The 17,233-nt window shown below is 46.6% G+C and carries 14 protein-coding genes; all 14 read left to right on the top strand.

Translation table 11 applies throughout. The features are described from left to right. The first annotated feature begins 16 nt into the window (after window positions 1–16). The 14 genes from proS (at window position 17) to HWY38_RS09505 (ending at window position 17,195) form a co-directional block, all read left to right on the top strand. Window positions 17–1,711: a proline--tRNA ligase gene (gene proS, locus HWY38_RS09440; protein ID WP_224181708.1), complete on the top strand. Its 1,695-nt coding sequence runs from the start codon at window positions 17–19 to the stop codon at window positions 1,709–1,711. A gap of 111 nt (window positions 1,712–1,822) precedes the next feature. After that, the gene (locus tag HWY38_RS09445) at window positions 1,823–6,136 is read left to right on the top strand and encodes a PolC-type DNA polymerase III (RefSeq protein WP_317986217.1); all 4,314 of its coding nucleotides are present in this window, start codon (window positions 1,823–1,825) and stop codon (window positions 6,134–6,136) included. A gap of 239 nt (window positions 6,137–6,375) precedes the next feature. Then, entirely contained in the window at window positions 6,376–6,846 is a 471-nt protein-coding gene (gene rimP / locus HWY38_RS09450; RefSeq protein WP_007409801.1) for a ribosome maturation factor RimP, read from the top strand. 39 nt (window positions 6,847–6,885) lie between these two features. Beyond that, window positions 6,886–8,007: a transcription termination factor NusA gene (nusA, locus tag HWY38_RS09455; RefSeq protein ID WP_003154195.1), complete on the top strand. Its 1,122-nt coding sequence runs from the start codon at window positions 6,886–6,888 to the stop codon at window positions 8,005–8,007. A 13-nt stretch (window positions 8,008–8,020) separates the two neighbouring features. Continuing rightward, window positions 8,021–8,296, top strand: a complete 276-nt coding sequence (gene rulR / locus HWY38_RS09460) for a glucose-induced regulator RulR (protein ID WP_003154193.1) — start codon at window positions 8,021–8,023, stop codon at window positions 8,294–8,296. A 1-nt stretch (window position 8,297) separates the two neighbouring features. After that, window positions 8,298–8,600, top strand: a complete 303-nt coding sequence (locus tag HWY38_RS09465) for a YlxQ family RNA-binding protein (RefSeq protein WP_003154192.1) — start codon at window positions 8,298–8,300, stop codon at window positions 8,598–8,600. Between the two features lie 19 nt (window positions 8,601–8,619). Beyond that, entirely contained in the window at window positions 8,620–10,770 is a 2,151-nt protein-coding gene (gene infB, locus HWY38_RS09470) for a translation initiation factor IF-2 (RefSeq protein ID WP_007611462.1), read from the top strand. Beyond that, window positions 10,767–11,045, top strand: a complete 279-nt coding sequence (locus tag HWY38_RS09475; RefSeq protein WP_003154188.1) for a DUF503 domain-containing protein — start codon at window positions 10,767–10,769, stop codon at window positions 11,043–11,045. Before infB ends, HWY38_RS09475 begins: the two co-directional genes overlap by 4 nt. A 16-nt stretch (window positions 11,046–11,061) precedes the next feature. Further along, window positions 11,062–11,415 (top strand): 30S ribosome-binding factor RbfA, encoded by a 354-nt coding sequence (gene rbfA, locus HWY38_RS09480; RefSeq protein ID WP_003154185.1) that lies wholly within the window; start codon window positions 11,062–11,064, stop codon window positions 11,413–11,415. 84 nt (window positions 11,416–11,499) lie between these two features. Beyond that, on the top strand, window positions 11,500–12,429 hold the full coding sequence (gene truB, locus HWY38_RS09485) for a tRNA pseudouridine(55) synthase TruB (protein ID WP_224181709.1): 930 nt from the start codon (window positions 11,500–11,502) through the stop codon (window positions 12,427–12,429). A gap of 19 nt (window positions 12,430–12,448) precedes the next feature. Continuing rightward, window positions 12,449–13,390 (top strand): bifunctional riboflavin kinase/FAD synthetase, encoded by a 942-nt coding sequence (gene ribF, locus HWY38_RS09490; RefSeq protein WP_007611467.1) that lies wholly within the window; start codon window positions 12,449–12,451, stop codon window positions 13,388–13,390. Window positions 13,391–13,555: 165 nt separating this feature from the next. Further along, window positions 13,556–13,825: a 30S ribosomal protein S15 gene (rpsO, locus tag HWY38_RS09495; protein WP_003154182.1), complete on the top strand. Its 270-nt coding sequence runs from the start codon at window positions 13,556–13,558 to the stop codon at window positions 13,823–13,825. A gap of 174 nt (window positions 13,826–13,999) precedes the next feature. Then, window positions 14,000–16,123, top strand: a complete 2,124-nt coding sequence (pnp, locus tag HWY38_RS09500) for a polyribonucleotide nucleotidyltransferase (RefSeq protein ID WP_015239868.1) — start codon at window positions 14,000–14,002, stop codon at window positions 16,121–16,123. A gap of 112 nt (window positions 16,124–16,235) precedes the next feature. After that, the gene (locus HWY38_RS09505) at window positions 16,236–17,195 is read left to right on the top strand and encodes a polysaccharide deacetylase family protein (protein ID WP_012117569.1); all 960 of its coding nucleotides are present in this window, start codon (window positions 16,236–16,238) and stop codon (window positions 17,193–17,195) included. Window positions 17,196–17,233: the final 38 nt, after the last annotated feature.

A 17,233-nucleotide genomic window follows, 5' to 3' on the forward strand; every position in this document is an offset into this window, starting at 1 on the left:
TCAGAGGTGCGAAGACATGAGACAAAGTTTGACGCTTATTCCGACCCTGAGAGAAGTGCCGGCTGATGCTGAAGCAAAAAGCCATAAGCTTCTGCTGAGAGCGGGATTTATCAGACAAAATACGAGCGGGGTTTACAGCTACATGCCCCTGGCTTACAGGGTCATTCAAAACATTCAGAAGATCGTGCGTGAAGAAATGGAAAAAATCAACGCGGTGGAAATGCTGATGCCGGCCCTTCAACAGGCTGAAACATGGCAGGAATCAGGCAGATGGTATACGTACGGGCCTGAATTAATGCGTCTGAAAGACCGCCACGGCCGTGAATTTGCTTTAGGCGCGACACATGAAGAAGTCATTACTTCTCTCGTGCGTGATGAGGTGAAATCTTATAAGCGTCTGCCGCTCACTCTTTACCAGATCCAGTCTAAATTCAGAGATGAAAAACGCCCGCGTTTCGGGTTATTGCGCGGACGCGAATTCATCATGAAAGATGCGTATTCTTTCCATGCTTCTGAAGAAAGTCTGGAGGAAACGTACCAAAACATGTACGGCGCATACAGCAGCATTTTCGCACGCTGTGAATTAAACGTCCGTCCCGTTATTGCCGACTCGGGCGCGATGGGCGGAAAAGACACGCATGAATTTATGGCTCTTTCTGAAATAGGGGAAGATACCATCGCTTATTCCGATGGATCCTCTTACGCAGCCAATACGGAAATGGCGGAAGTTGTCATGAACAGCGAGCCGTCAGATGAAACACCCGAGGCATTGGAGAAAATTGATACGCCGAATGTCAAAAGCATTGAAGAGCTCGCTTCGTTCTTGCAGATCGAGCCGAGCGCCTGCATCAAATCAATGCTGTTTAAAGCGGATGACCGATTTGTTCTCGTGTTAGTAAGAGGCGATCATGAGGTCAACGACGTGAAAGTGAAAAACCTTCTGAACGCGGAAGTGGTTGAGCTTGCGTCTCATGAAGAAGTAGCAGAGAAACTTGGCACAGAGCCGGGATTTGCGGGGCCGATCGGCGCTACCGGGGACATTGAGATTTATGCCGACCAAGCCGTAAAAGTAATGGTAAACGCCGTTAGCGGTGCGAATGAAAAAGACCGTCATTACCGAAACGTAAACATCGAACGTGACGCGTCAGTAAAAGCATATGCCGATCTTCGAATCATTCAGGAAGGCGATCCGTCACCTGACGGAAAAGGCACGATCCGTTTCGCTGAAGGGATTGAGGTCGGACAAGTCTTTAAACTCGGCACGCGTTACTCTGAAGCGATGAATGCGACATACCTTGATGAAAACGGGCGTGCGCAGCCGATGCTGATGGGATGTTACGGAATCGGCGTGTCCAGAACGCTTTCAGCCATCGCTGAACAGCATCACGACGAAAAAGGCTTGATCTGGCCGAAAAGCGTTGCCCCGTATGATCTTCATATTTTGGCGCTGAATATGAAAAACGAAGCGCAAAAAGAGCTTGCTGAACAGCTTTACGGCAAATTCCAGGCGGAAGGTTATGAGGTATTATACGATGACCGCGCTGAACGCGCAGGCGTGAAGTTTGCTGATTCTGATCTGATCGGCCTTCCGATCCGTATCACTGTCGGAAAACGTGCCGATGAAGGCATCGTAGAAGTGAAAATCCGCAAAACCGGTGAATCTGCCGAAGTTTCAGTGGATGAGCTTTCTGAATTTATTAAGACGAAGTAATCACCATAACGAATCATACAAAATCATGTTAAAATAGAGAAAAAAGAAGGTACCTCATCACCTGCGGAGGTACCTTCACTTATGATGTTTTAAGGGAGGGATACTGTCTGAATGGAACAGTTATCAGTAAACAGAAGACAGTTTCAGATTCTTCTGCAGCAGCTTAATATGACAGATGATACCTTCATGACATACTTTGAAGACGGAGAGATTGATAAACTGACAATCCATAAAGCAGAAAAGGCCTGGCATTTCCAATTTCGCTTTAAGGCTCTTCTGCCGTATCAAATATATGACTCATTCATGATGAGGTTAACACAATCGTTTGCACACATCGCCCGTGTCACAGCGTCTGTTCAGGTCATCGACTCTACAGTGACAGAGGAGCTTGTACAGGATTATTGGACACGCTGTATTGAAGAGCTTGAAGGAACCTCGCCGCCGATGGTGGCTCTTTTGAATCAGCAGAAGCCGAAGCTCAAGGGAAACAAACTGATCGTGAAAACAAAAACAGATACAGAAGCATCTGCGCTCAAAAATAAATACAGCGCGCTGATTCAGCACAGCTACCGCCAATTCGGCTTTCCGGAACTGCAGCTGGATACCGAAATTTTCGTATCTGACCAAGAAGTCCAGAAATTCCGCGAGCAAAAGCTTGCTGAAGATCAGGAGCGGGCGATGCAGGCGCTTATCGAGATGGAGAAGAAGGAAAAAGAGGGCGATGAGGATCAGGCACCGTCCGGACCGCTTGTCATCGGCTATCAAATTAAAGAGAACGAAGAAATCCGGACGCTTGACAGCATCATGGATGAAGAAAGAAGAATTACGGTGCAGGGGTTTGTGTTTGATGCTGAAACACGCGAGCTGAAAAGCGGACGCACGCTCTGCATTTTCAAAATCACGGACTACACAAACAGCATTTTAGTAAAAATGTTCGCCAGAGAAAAAGAAGACGCCGCTTTGATGAAAACGCTGAAAAAAGGCATGTGGGTGAAGGCGCGGGGAAGCATTCAAAACGATACATTCGTCAGAGACCTCGTCATGATTGCAAATGACGTGAATGAAATAAAAGCCAAAACCCGTGAAGACACCGCTCCTGAAGGCGAAAAACGGGTTGAGCTTCATCTGCATTCTCCGATGAGCCAAATGGATGCTGTAACGGGCGTCGGAAAGCTTGTCGAACAGGCGAAAAAATGGGGACATGAAGCGATTGCGTTAACTGATCATGCCGTTGTGCAGTCTTTCCCGGATGCCTATTCCGCCGCGAAAAAACACGGCATTAAAATGATTTACGGAATGGAAGCCAATATCGTAGATGACGGCGTTCCGATCGCATACAATCCAGCTCACCGTCTCCTCGAAGAAGACACATACGTCGTCTTTGACGTTGAAACGACAGGTCTGTCCGCAGTGTATGACACCATCATTGAGCTTGCCGCAGTCAAAATAAGAGGCGGAGAAATCATCGATAAATTCGAAGCGTTCGCCAATCCGCACCATCCGCTGTCAGCAACGACGATCGAGCTTACCGGTATTACGGATGACATGGTCCGCGACGCTCCCGATGTCGTTGACGTCGTCCGGGATTTTAAAGAATGGATCGGCGATGACGTGCTTGTGGCTCATAACGCCAGCTTTGATATGGGATTTTTAAATGTGGCGTACAAGCGTCTTTTGAAAACGGAAAAAGCGAAAAATCCGGTCATTGATACGCTGGAACTCGCGCGTTTCCTGTATCCTGAGTTTAAAAATCACCGCTTAAATACGTTATGTAAGAAGTTTGATATCGAATTAACCCAGCATCACCGAGCGGTCTTTGACGCTGAAGCAACGGGCTACCTGCTGTTGAAAATGCTCAAAGATGCCGCTGAAAAAGACATTTTTTATCATGATCAGCTGAATGAGAATATGGGACAATCCAATGCTTATCAGAGATCAAGGCCTTATCACGCTACATTGCTTGCCGTGAATGAGACCGGCCTTAAAAATCTGTTTAAGCTCGTGTCCATTTCTCATATTCAATATTTCTACCGAGTGCCGCGTATTCCGAGGTCGCAGCTTAATAAATACAGAGAAGGTCTGTTAATCGGCTCTGCCTGTGACAGGGGTGAGGTCTTTGAAGGCATGATGCAAAAATCTCCTGAAGAGGTTGAAGATATCGCATCCTTCTATGATTATCTTGAAGTGCAGCCGCCGGAAGTATACAGACACCTTCTGCAGCTTGAGCTCGTTCGGGATGAAAAAGCGCTGAAAGAAATCATCGCCAACATTACGAAGCTCGGAGAAAAATTGAATAAGCCGGTCGTGGCTACGGGAAATGTCCACTATTTAAACGATGAGGATAAAATTTACCGGAAGATCTTAATATCTTCCCAAGGCGGCGCCAACCCGTTAAACAGACACGAACTGCCTAAAGTGCACTTCAGAACGACAGATGAAATGCTGGAGGCTTTCTCCTTCCTCGGTGCGGAAAAAGCGAAAGAAATCGTGGTTGACAATACGCAGAAAGTCGCTTCGATGATCGATGAGATCAAACCGATCAAAGACGATCTGTACACGCCGAAAATTGACGGGGCCGATGAAGAGATCCGTGAAATGAGCTATCAGCGCGCCAGAAGCATTTACGGTGAAGAGCTTCCCGAAATTGTGGAAGCGAGAATAGAAAAAGAATTAAAAAGTATCATCGGTCATGGATTCGCCGTTATTTATCTCATCTCTCATAAGCTTGTAAAACGGTCTCTGGATGACGGTTATCTCGTCGGCTCCCGGGGGTCCGTCGGTTCATCGCTTGTGGCGACCTTAACGGAAATCACTGAAGTGAACCCGCTCGCTCCGCACTACGTGTGCCCGAGCTGCCGATATTCCGAATTCTTTAATGATGGATCAGTCGGTTCCGGTTTTGACCTTCCGGATAAAAGCTGCCCGTCTTGCGGCACCCCTTTGAAAAAGGACGGACATGATATCCCGTTTGAAACGTTCTTGGGCTTTAAAGGTGACAAAGTACCCGATATCGACTTGAACTTCTCAGGTGAGTATCAGCCGCATGCCCATAACTACACGAAAGTATTGTTCGGTGAAGATAACGTGTATCGCGCGGGAACGATCGGCACCGTCGCGGAAAAGACGGCTTACGGATATGTGAAAGGCTATGCGGGTGATCACAACCTACACATGCGCGGCGCGGAGATCGACCGTCTGGTTCAAGGCTGCACCGGCGTTAAGAGAACGACCGGCCAGCACCCGGGGGGGATTATCGTTGTCCCGGATTACATGGATATTTACGATTTTTCACCGATACAATTCCCGGCAGATGCGACGGGGTCTGAATGGAAAACGACTCATTTTGACTTCCACTCCATTCATGACAACCTGCTGAAGCTTGATATATTAGGGCACGATGATCCGACCGTCATTCGGATGCTCCAGGATTTAAGCGGAATTGATCCGAAGACGATTCCGACAGATGATCCGGAAGTTATGAAGATTTTCCAAGGCACAGAATCGCTCGGCGTCACTGAAGAGCAGATTGGCTGTAAAACGGGGACGCTCGGCATTCCTGAATTCGGGACGCGATTTGTGCGGCAGATGCTTGAGGATACGAAGCCGACGACGTTCTCCGAGCTTGTCCAGATTTCCGGGCTTTCTCACGGAACGGACGTATGGCTCGGCAATGCGCAGGAACTGATACACAACAATACGTGTGAACTGAGCGAAGTGATCGGCTGCCGTGATGACATTATGGTTTACTTGATCTATCAGGGCCTTGAGCCTTCACTGGCCTTTAAAATCATGGAATTCGTCCGTAAAGGCAAAGGCCTGACGCCGGAATGGGAAGAAGAAATGAAAAAGAACAATGTGCCGAACTGGTATATTGATTCATGCAAAAAAATCAAATACATGTTCCCGAAAGCCCACGCCGCCGCATACGTGCTGATGGCGGTGCGGATTGCATACTTTAAAGTGCATCACGCGCTTTTATATTATGCTGCGTATTTTACCGTCCGCGCAGATGACTTTGACATTGATACAATGATTAAAGGCTCGACCGCCATCAGAGCAGTGATGGATGATATCAGCTCTAAAGGGCTTGATGCTTCGCCGAAGGAGAAAAACCTCCTTACCGTGTTAGAACTTGCGCTTGAAATGTGTGAGCGCGGCTATTCCTTCCAGAAGGTCGATCTATACCGTTCGAGCGCTTCGGAATTTATCATTGACGGCAACAGTCTCATCCCGCCGTTCAACTCAATACCGGGACTCGGAACCAACGCCGCTCTCAATATTGTGAAAGCGCGGAAAGAAGGGGAATTCCTTTCAAAAGAGGATCTTCAAAAACGCGGAAAAGTGTCAAAAACCATTTTAGAGTATTTAGACCGTCACGGCTGTCTTGAGTCGCTTCCGGACCAAAATCAGCTGTCTCTGTTTTAAGCTTTGTGCACAGCCTCCGAGCGGAGTTTGATTTGCATTAAATATATGGTTATGGTATAGTTTTATTGGAAATGCTAACGATTACCGAGGCAAAGAGTGGGGAAACCCGCTCTTTTGTATTGAACAGGCAATTTTGCCTCGACATGTCCATCGTTTTCTCAATGCCCCTGCTCTTTTGAAGCAGGGTTTTTATGCAGAGGAACGGCTGATATGATATCGACAGCACAAGGAGGAAAAACATGAGCAAAAAAGTGACTGATACCGTTCAAGAAATGGCTCAGCCCATACTGGATGACCTTCAGCTTGAACTCGTAGACATTGAATTTGTCAAAGAGGGTCAAAACTGGTTCCTTCGCGTGTTTATTGATTCCGAGAACGGTGTTGATATTGAGGAGTGCGCCAAAGTCAGCGAAGCGTTAAGCGAAAAGCTGGATGAGGCCGATCCGATCACCCAGAACTACTTTCTTGAAGTATCTTCTCCTGGAGCCGAGCGTCCATTAAAGAAAAAAGCCGACTTCGAAAAATCACTGGGCAAAAATGTGTACATGAAAACGTACGAACCGATTGACGGTTTAAAAGTGTTTGAAGGCAAATTGGCTGAATTCGATGGACAAACTGTTACAATAGAGATGACGGTCAAAACAAGAAAGAAACGGGTCAATATTCCGTATGAAAAAATAGCTAACGCAAGATTAGCTGTAACATTTTAATGAATGAAGTATTAGTGTTTAAGGGGGGAGACCGCTAACATGAGCAGTGAACTATTAGATGCTCTCACTATTCTTGAAAAAGAAAAAGGCATCAGTAAAGACATTATCATCGAAGCAATTGAAGCTGCCTTAATTTCTGCGTACAAGCGAAATTTTAACCAGGCGCAAAACGTACGGGTCGATCTGAACCGTGAGACGGGCACGATCCGCGTGTTCGCAAGAAAGGATGTCGTAGACGAGGTATACGATTCAAGACTTGAAATCTCGCTTGACGACGCCCAGCACATCCATCCGAACTACCTTGTCGGAGATGTCGTTGAAATAGAAGTAACGCCGAAAGACTTCGGCCGCATTGCTGCGCAGACGGCGAAACAAGTGGTGACGCAGCGTGTCCGTGAAGCTGAGCGCGGCGTGATTTACTCGGAATTTATCGATCGTGAAGAAGACATCATGACGGGAATTGTACAGCGCTTAGACAGCAAGTTTATTTACGTGTCTCTCGGCAAGATTGAAGCGCTGCTGCCCGTCAATGAACAAATGCCGAATGAGAGCTATAAACCGCACGATCGGATTAAAGTATTTATCACAAAAGTCGAAAAAACGACAAAAGGGCCGCAGATCTATGTATCAAGAACGCATCCTGGTCTGTTGAAGCGTCTTTTTGAAATCGAAGTGCCGGAAATTTATGACGGAACGGTCGAACTGAAATCCGTTGCCAGAGAAGCGGGCGACCGCTCTAAAATCTCCGTCCGCACTGATGACCCTGACGTTGATCCGGTCGGTTCATGCGTCGGTCCTAAAGGCCAGCGCGTGCAGGCGATCGTCAATGAACTGAAGGGCGAAAAAATTGATATCGTTAACTGGTCTGATGATCCGGTTGAATTTGTTGCCAATGCGCTCAGCCCGTCTAAAGTGCTGGATGTCATCGTCAGCGAAGAAGAAAAAGCCACGACTGTCATCGTTCCTGATTACCAGCTTTCTCTGGCAATCGGAAAAAGAGGGCAAAACGCCCGCTTAGCCGCGAAACTGACAGGCTGGAAAATCGATATCAAAAGTGAAACGGATGCAAGAGACCTTGGCATCTATCCGAGAGAGCATGAAGAAGATGACGATTTAGAGCCGCTCTTTATGGAGCCTGAAACAGCCGAATCGGATGAATAAGAGGTGACTTTAGGTGAATAAGCGAAAAAAAATTCCTCTGCGCAAATGCGTGGTAACGGGGGAAATGAAGCCTAAAAAGGAACTGATCCGAATTGTCCGTTCTAAAGAAGGAGAGATTTCAGTCGATCCGACCGGAAAGAAGAACGGGCGGGGTGCCTATATCACCCTTGAGAAAGAATGCATCTTAGCTGCGAAAAAGAAAAACACATTGCAAAATCAATTTCAATCACAAATCGATGACCAGATTTTCGAAGAATTGCTGGAACTGGCGGAAAAGGTGAAAAAATAACATGTCTGGAATGGAATGGTTTCCCTTGCTGGGTCTGGCCAATCGAGCTCGTAAGGTCGTGTCGGGCGAGGACTTGGTTATAAAAGAAATTAGAAATGCGCGTGCAAAACTTGTTCTGCTGACAGAAGATGCATCTGCGAATACTGCAAAAAAAGTATCCGATAAATGCAATTATTATAAAGTGCCTTATAAAAAAGTCGAAAGCCGCGCGGATCTCGGCCGCTCTATCGGCAAGGAATCACGTGTCGTTGTCGCCGTCACTGACCAAGGTTTTGCGAATAAGCTGATCAGCTTGCTCGATTAATATTTTTGGGGGTGAACGAATGGCTAAAATGAGAGTTTACGAATATGCAAAAGCCATCAATGTTTCAAGCAAGGAAATTTTGACTGCGCTGAAAAACATGGATATAGTAGTAAATAACCATATGGCAATGCTTGAAGAAAAGACCATTAAGCAGCTTGATGCGAAATTTAAAAAAGGCGGCGCCGGCGTTACATCTCAGAAGCCTGCGGAAACGAACAAAAACAAGCCGCAAGGGATTAATCAGCAGCCTGCTGGGAATCAACCAAACAAAATTCGAGACGGAAAGAAGAATGACGTGCAGAATAATCAATTTAACAAAAACAAGAAGAATAACAACAACAACAAAAACAAAAACAAACGCAATCATAACAACAAAAATCAGTATCAGCAAAAACCGCTGAAACCGAAAAAAGAGCTTCCTGAGAAAATTACGTTTTCCGGCTCTTTAACAGTCGGGGCCTTAGCCGAAGAACTTGGCAAAGAACCGTCTGAACTCATTAAAAAACTGATGCTTCTTGGCGTAATGGCTACCATTAACCAGGAGCTTGACAAAGACACAATCGAACTGATCGCATCTGAATACGGTGTGGAAACAGAAGAAGTGATTGTGCTTGAAGAAACTGAGCTTGAAAAATATGAAGAGGCTGACAAAGAAGAAGATCTTCAAATCCGTCCGCCTGTCGTGACGATCATGGGCCACGTTGACCACGGGAAAACGACCCTCCTTGACAGCATCAGAAAAACAAAAGTTGTTGAAGGTGAAGCCGGCGGAATCACCCAGCATATCGGGGCTTACCAGATCGAAGAAAACGGCAAAAAAATCACGTTCTTAGATACTCCGGGACACGCGGCGTTCACAACAATGCGTGCGCGCGGTGCGGAAGTAACTGATATTACCATTTTAGTCGTAGCGGCTGATGACGGCGTTATGCCGCAGACAGTCGAAGCCATCAACCATGCGAAAGCGGCTGAGGTTCCGATTATCGTTGCCGTGAATAAAGTGGATAAAGAAAGCGCGAACCCTGACCGTGTCATGCAGGAGCTGACTGAATACGGACTCGTTCCTGAAGCATGGGGAGGAGAAACGATTTTCGTTCCTCTGTCCGCTCTTACAGGCAAGGGAATTGACGAGCTTGTCGAAATGATTCTGCTTGTCAGTGAAGTGGAAGAGCTGAAAGCCAATCCGAACCGTCAGGCAAAAGGAACGGTTATTGAAGCTGAGCTCGATAAAGGAAGAGGATCTGTCGCGACACTTCTCGTTCAAACGGGAACATTGAATGTCGGAGATCCGATCGTTGTCGGAAATACATTCGGCCGCGTGCGGGCCATGGTCAATGATCTCGGCCGCCGCGTGAAAACAGCCGGACCGTCCACACCTGTAGAAATTACGGGCTTAAACGACGTACCGCAGGCTGGCGATCAATTCCTCGTCTTTAAAGACGAAAAAACAGCCCGTTCTGTCGGTGAAGCACGTGCTTCCAAGCAACTGGAAGAACAGCGCAGCGACAAAGCGAAGCTGAGCCTCGATGATCTGTTTGAACAAATTAAACAAGGCGATGTCAAAGACATCAATTTAATCGTAAAAGCTGACGTTCAAGGTTCAGCCGAAGCGTTAACAGCCGCTCTTCAAAAAATAGAAGTAGAAGGCGTAAAAGTGAAAATCATTCACACAGGCGTCGGTGCGATTACGGAATCAGACATCATTCTCGCATCTGCTTCAAATGCAATCGTTATCGGGTTTAATGTGCGCCCAGACGGAAATGCTAAGAGCACGGCTGAAGCTGAAAATGTAGATATCCGTCTTCACCGTATCATTTACAAAGTCATCGAAGAAATTGAAGCGGCGATGAAAGGAATGCTTGATCCTGAATACGAAGAAAAAGTCATCGGTCAGGTTGAAGTGCGCCAAACATTCAAAGTGTCGAAAATCGGCACGATTGCCGGCGGATATGTAACAGACGGCCACATTACACGTGACAGCGGACTCCGCCTGATCCGTGACGGCGTCGTTATCTTCGAAGGGGAAGTAGACGTTCTGAAACGCTTCAAAGATGATGTGAAAGAAGTTTCACAAGGATATGAATGTGGTATTACCATTAAGAAATACAATGACATTCGCGAAGGTGACATCATTGAAGCGTATGTCATGCAGGAAATCGAAAGAAAGTGATCGGATTTGCGGAATGTGAATGCATCATTTATGATGCGGGATCATTAAAGGAGAAACGAGCCGTTCTGAAGCGGATTATAACGAGGGTTCAGAATAAGTTCAACGTGTCGGCTGCAGAAATCGGCTATCAGGACACTTGGCAGCGGACCAGCTTCGGAATCGCCGTCGTCTCCTCCTCTCACGTTCAGGCGGAAAAGGAGATCCAGCGCGTACTCGCGTTTATTGACTCCTTTCCCGAAATAGAACGGACGATCACTAGAACAGAGTGGTTTTAACTTAGAGGTGATTGAATTGAGTATGAGAGCAAACCGTGTCGGCGAGCAGATGAAAAAAGAGCTCGGGGATATTATCAGCCGAAAGCTGAAAGACCCGAGAATCGGATTTCTCACTGTAACAGACGTACGTGTTTCAGGTGATTTACAAATAGCGAAGGTGTATATCTCCGTTCTCGGCGGAGAGAAAAAGAAAGAGGAGGCGCTGAAAGGGCTTGAGAAAGCGAAAGGATTTATCCGTTCCGAAATCGGCAGCCGAATCAGACTCCGCAAAACGCCTGAGCTTGAATTTGAATTTGATGAATCAATTGAGTACGGCAATCGTATTGAAACATTGATTCACGAACTGCATTCAGATAAACCGTCTGAATAACAAGGAAAGAGGATGGGCGAGTGTCGTCTGTCCTCTTTTCTGCGTTTTACGGGATACAATTGATAACAAAGGAGCGAAAGACAGATGGTTAACGGAGTTCTCCTTTTACATAAACCGGTCGGCATGACTTCTCACGACTGTGTAATGAAAATAAGAAAACTGTTAAAAACAAAGAAAGTCGGACATACGGGAACGCTTGATCCGGAAGTGTCTGGCGTACTGCCGATCTGTGTCGGACGGGCCACAAAGATTGTTGAGTACGTCACCGACAAGTCAAAAACGTACGATGCTGAGATCACTCTCGGCTTCTCCACATCGACCGAAGACCAGACTGGAGAAACGGTCAGCGTAAAACCTGTCAAGGAGCCGCTGAAAGAAGCGGATATCAAAGCCGTTTTAGACGAACTGAAGGGACCGCGGGAGCAAGTGCCGCCAATGTATTCCGCTGTAAAGGTCAACGGGAAAAAGCTCTATGAATACGCCAGAGCCGGTATTGAAGTGGAGCGGCCGAAGCGGAATATCACGATTGAAGATATCGCGCTCACTTCCCCTGTCACTTATAAAGAAGACACAGCATCATTCCGCTTTACAGTCACGTGCTCAAAGGGCACTTACGTCAGAACATTGGCGGTGACAATCGGTGAAAAACTCGGCTATCCCGCGCATATGTCGCATCTCATCCGCACCGCTTCCGGCGATTTCAGCCTTGATGAGTGTTTCACGTTTGGGGAACTTGAACAGCAGGTTTCAGACGGAACGGTTGCAGAGCATGCCGTGCCGATTGAAAGAGCGCTCAATCATTTGCCGAAATGGGTCATAAGTGATACATTAGCTAAGAAAGCTGAAAACGGGTCAGTGTTTGACATCCCGGCGGAATTTTCTGCAATGACAGCTGACGCCCGTATAGCGGTCTGTACTGAAGACGGAGAATGTGTGGCCATTTATATGCCGCATCCTTCAAAAAAAGGACTGCTGAAACCGGCTAAAGTGCTCATGCAAAAAAGCGAACAATAAGAAAAAAGGTGACCGTTCTGTGAAGACGATACATATTTCTCATCCGCATCATTTACAAAAAGAAGAGCAGCCGGCGTCTGTCATGGCGCTCGGCTACTTTGACGGCGTTCATTTGGGACACCGGAAAGTAATCGGAACAGCCAGACAAATTGCCGAAGAAAAAGGCCTGTCGCTGGCCGTTATGACGTTTCATCCCCACCCTTCCCATGTGTTGGGCAGGGACAAAGAGCCAAAGGATCTGATTACGCCGCTTGAAGATAAAATCAGCCAGATCGGACGTTTAGGCGCTGATGTGCTGTATGTCGTAAAGTTTGATGAAGCGTTTGCGTCTCTGTCTCCAAAACAGTTTGCCGAGGAGTATATTTTAGGGTTAAACGCGCGGCACGCTGTGGGAGGCTTCGATTTTACGTACGGAAAATACGGAAAAGGCACGATGGAGACGCTGCCGGACGATTTAAACGGCAAGGCCGGATGCACGACTGTCGAGAAACAGACCGAGCAGGACAGAAAGATCAGCTCTACTTATATCCGGTCAGCGCTGCAGGATGGTGACGTTGAACTTGCGCACACTCTTCTCGGCCAGCCGTATTTTATCCGGGGCACTGTGATTCACGGAGACAAAAGAGGCCGCACCATCGGTTTTCCGACCGCGAATGTCGGCCTGCACAACAGTTATATCGTGCCGCCGACAGGCGTGTATGCAGTGAAAGCCGAAATAAAAGGCGAGGTGTATGAAGGCGTCTGCAACATCGGCTACAAACCGACCTTTTATGAAAAGCGTCCCGATCAGCCGTCAATTGAAGTCCATTTGTTTAATTTTCAACAGGATGTATACGGAGAAGACGTTAAAATCGAGTGGTACAAACGAATCCGAAGCGAACGGAAGTTTAACGGCATCGATGAACTGACGGCTCAGATCGGGAAAGACAAACAAGAAGCGATCCGTTTTTTCAGCAAATAACGGAAAAAACATCAAAAGTACACAAATTTTCTTCTAAAAGATTTGCATATGGGCACGATTTTTAGTATCATATGTTTCGTAGTCTTAAAACCATTGCTTGGCAATCCGAAGTCACCGACGGTTGCTAGGTAACTGGGGCTAATTATGATATGGAGGTGAAACAGGATGGCAATTACTCAAGAGCGTAAAAATCAACTCATCAGTGAGTTCAAAACACACGAATCTGATACTGGATCTCCAGAAGTTCAGATCGCTATCCTAACAGACTCAATTAACAACTTGAACGAGCATTTACGTACTCACAAGAAAGATCACCACTCACGTCGCGGTCTTCTTAAAATGGTAGGTAAACGTCGTAATCTTCTTACGTATCTGCGTAATAAAGACGTAACTCGTTACCGTGAGTTAATTAACAAACTAGGCTTACGTCGATAATCGTAAAAAGCGGGAGGATTCCCGCTTTTTTATCGTATTAAAGCGAAAAAAATAATGATAAAAAAACAATGAAATCCTTTTACATACTACTTTGACATTGATATGTTCAATTCATTTCGTTCATAATAGGAGTAATTGATTATTTCACACATTAAGAGAGGAGCTCGTAATCGAATGGGACAAGAGAAACATGTCTTTACCATAGATTGGGCCGGCAGACAGCTTACAGTAGAAGCCGGCCAGCTTGCCAAACAGGCAAACGGCGCTGTCATGGTCCGCTACGGCGATACTGCAGTGCTCAGCACAGCAACCGCATCAAAAGAACCGAAACCGCTAGATTTTTTCCCGCTTACCGTTAACTATGAAGAAAGATTATACGCAGTAGGTAAAATTCCGGGCGGTTTTATTAAAAGAGAAGGCCGTCCAAGTGAAAAGGCCGTTTTAGCCAGCCGTCTGATCGACCGTCCGATCCGCCCGCTTTTCGCAGACGGATTCCGTAACGAAGTACAGGTCATCAGCATTGTCATGAGTGTTGATCAGGACTGCTCATCTGAAATGGCTGCAATGTTCGGTTCATCACTCGCTCTTTGCGTTTCCGATATCCCGTTTGAAGGCCCGATCGCGGGTGTGACGGTAGGCCGCATTGACGGTAAATTCGTCATCAATCCGACGGTTGACCAGCTTGAAAAAAGTGATATCAACCTCATCGTTGCAGGCACAAAAGACGCCATCAACATGGTGGAAGCCGGAGCGGATGAAGTACCTGAAGAAATCATGCTTGAGGCGATTATGTTCGGTCACGAAGAAATTAAGCGCCTGATCGCATTCCAAGAAGAAATCGTCGCAGCAGTCGGCAAAGAGAAAACAGAAATCCAACTGTATGAAATTGACGAAGAGCTCAGCGAAAAAGTAAAAAGCCTTGCGGAGCCGGATCTTCTCAGCGCCATTCAGGTTCATGAAAAACATGCTCGCGAAGACGCGATCAATGAAGTGAAAAATGCAGTTGTCGCGAAATTCGAAGAAGAAGAGCATGATGAAGATACGATTAAAAAAGTGAAACAGACACTGTCTAAACTCGTGAAAAACGAAGTGCGCCGTTTGATCACAGAAGAAAAAGTCCGTCCGGACGGCCGCGGCGTTGATCAGATCCGCCCGCTTTCTTCAGAAGTCGGCCTTCTGCCGAGAACACACGGCTCCGGGCTGTTTACGAGAGGACAGACGCAGGCGCTCAGCGTATGTACATTAGGCGCCCTTGGGGACGTTCAGATTCTTGACGGTTTAGGCGTGGAAGAATCAAAACGCTTTATGCATCATTATAACTTCCCGCAGTTCAGCGTAGGGGAGACAGGCCCGATGCGCGGACCGGGACGCCGTGAGATCGGTCACGGTGCTCTTGGAGAGCGTGCGCTTGAGCCGGTCATTCCGAATGAAAAAGACTTCCCGTATACGGTCCGCCTCGTATCCGAAGTGCTTGAATCAAACGGTTCCACTTCACAGGCCAGCATTTGCGCGAGCACGCTTGCCATGATGGACGCAGGTGTTCCGATTAAAGCCCCTGTTGCGGGTATTGCGATGGGACTTGTGAAATCAGGCGAGTACTATACGGTATTAACGGATATTCAAGGGATGGAAGATGCCCTCGGCGACATGGACTTTAAAGTAGCCGGCACGGAAAAAGGCGTGACAGCGCTGCAAATGGACATTAAAATTGAAGGCCTTTCAAGAGAAATTCTTGAAGAAGCGCTTCAGCAGGCGAAAAAAGGAAGAATGGAAATCTTGAACAGCATGCTCAGCACGCTTGGTGAATCAAGAAAAGAACTTTCTCAATATGCGCCGAAAATTTTAACGATGAACATTAATCCCGATAAAATCCGTGACGTTATCGGACCGAGCGGTAAACAAATCAACAAAATCATTGAAGATACCGGTGTTAAAATTGACATTGAACAAGACGGCACCATCTTTATTTCTTCTACTGATGAAAGCAGCAACCAAAAAGCGAAAAAAATCATCGAAGATCTTGTCAGAGAAGTCGAAGTCGGCCAGCTTTACCTCGGTAAAGTCAAACGGATTGAGAAATTCGGCGCTTTCGTTGAAATCTTCAGCGGAAAAGACGGTCTCGTTCACATCTCTGAACTAGCGCTCGAACGGGTCGGCAAGGTTGAGGATGTTGTGAAAATCGGTGACGAAATCCTTGTGAAGGTAACTGAAATTGACAAACAGGGACGAGTGAATCTGTCGCGTAAAGCAGTGCTGCGCGAAGAGAAAGAAAAAGAACAGGAACAACAACAATCTTAAATGAAAACCTAACAAGGAGCCTGGGAGACCCGGCTTCTTTATTTTGAGAAAGACAACAGACGGGTTCTACCTTGTCCTCCTCATACATAATGTGTGATGAGGGGGGAAGGACATGTTGAAAAAATTCGTGCCGTTTGCCGTTTTTTTATTTCTTTTTTTTGTTTCGTTTGAAATGTTAAAAAACCCGTATACAGTTGATTACATAGACGCAATGAAAAAAGACGCTGTAACTGTGTCAGCATCAAAAGATCCGCTCTATGAAGAATTACTGCAAAAAGCGTCAGAGTATGAAGTGAAGCCGCAAGACGCGCGGATTGATAAAATATGGAAGAGTATACCGGGATATAACGGTTTAAAAGTCAATGTGGAAAAATCCTATAAGCAAATGAAAAAGGACGGAGAATTTCACGAAGACGGCCTTGTCTATGAGCAGGTAAAACCGAAAGTCCATCTTGATTCTCTCGCGCCCGAACCCATTTATAAAGGAAATCCCGACAAACCGATGGTCGCTTTCCTGATAAATGTCGCCTGGGGAAATGAATATGTGGAGCAAATGCTGCCTATTCTGAAGCAGCACCAGGTCAAAGCAACTTTCTTTCTTGAAGGGAAATGGCTGAAAAACAATCAGGAACTGGGGAAAAAAATAGCGGCAGACGGACATGAAATCGGAAATCATTCATACAATCACCCTGATATGAGCAAACTGACTTCAGGAAGCATTTCCGAACAGCTTGACAAAACCAATGCACAAATCAGCGAGACGCTCGGCATAAAGCCGAAATGGTTTGCGCCGCCAAGCGGCAGCTTCAGAAAAGCTGTGGTCGACCTTGCGGCGGAAAAAGGAATGGGCACCATCATGTGGACCGTTGACACCATTGACTGGCAAAAACCGTCTCCGGCTGTTTTACAAACAAGGGTATTGAGCAAAATACATAACGGAGCCATGATTTTAATGCATCCGACTGATCCGACTGCGAAAAGCCTGGATACACTGATTGCAAAAATCAAAGAAAAAGGCTACGCGCTCGGCTCAGTGTCTGACTTAATGGATGAAAACAGGCTGATGAAGTAGCAGGCGGCAGTTTGCCTGTCTTTGAATAGGAGGAACAG

This window comes from Bacillus sp. KS1 (assembly GCF_020075515.1).
Taxonomy (GTDB): Bacteria; Bacillota; Bacilli; order Bacillales; family Bacillaceae; genus Bacillus; species Bacillus velezensis.

What these genes read in the sequence shown, in the direction of transcription:
- proS (WP_224181708.1), top strand. Translation starts at nt 17, where the DNA reads ATGAGACAAAGTTTGACGCTTATTCCGACCCTGAGAGAAGTGCCGGCT.
- HWY38_RS09445 (WP_317986217.1), top strand. Translation starts at nt 1,823, where the DNA reads ATGGAACAGTTATCAGTAAACAGAAGACAGTTTCAGATTCTTCTGCAG.
- rimP (WP_007409801.1), top strand. Translation starts at nt 6,376, where the DNA reads ATGAGCAAAAAAGTGACTGATACCGTTCAAGAAATGGCTCAGCCCATA.
- nusA (WP_003154195.1), top strand. Translation starts at nt 6,886, where the DNA reads ATGAGCAGTGAACTATTAGATGCTCTCACTATTCTTGAAAAAGAAAAA.
- HWY38_RS09465 (WP_003154192.1), top strand. Translation starts at nt 8,298, where the DNA reads ATGTCTGGAATGGAATGGTTTCCCTTGCTGGGTCTGGCCAATCGAGCT.
- infB (WP_007611462.1), top strand. Translation starts at nt 8,620, where the DNA reads ATGGCTAAAATGAGAGTTTACGAATATGCAAAAGCCATCAATGTTTCA.
- truB (WP_224181709.1), top strand. Translation starts at nt 11,500, where the DNA reads ATGGTTAACGGAGTTCTCCTTTTACATAAACCGGTCGGCATGACTTCT.
- rpsO (WP_003154182.1), top strand. Translation starts at nt 13,556, where the DNA reads ATGGCAATTACTCAAGAGCGTAAAAATCAACTCATCAGTGAGTTCAAA.
- pnp (WP_015239868.1), top strand. Translation starts at nt 14,000, where the DNA reads ATGGGACAAGAGAAACATGTCTTTACCATAGATTGGGCCGGCAGACAG.
- HWY38_RS09505 (WP_012117569.1), top strand. Translation starts at nt 16,236, where the DNA reads ATGTTGAAAAAATTCGTGCCGTTTGCCGTTTTTTTATTTCTTTTTTTT.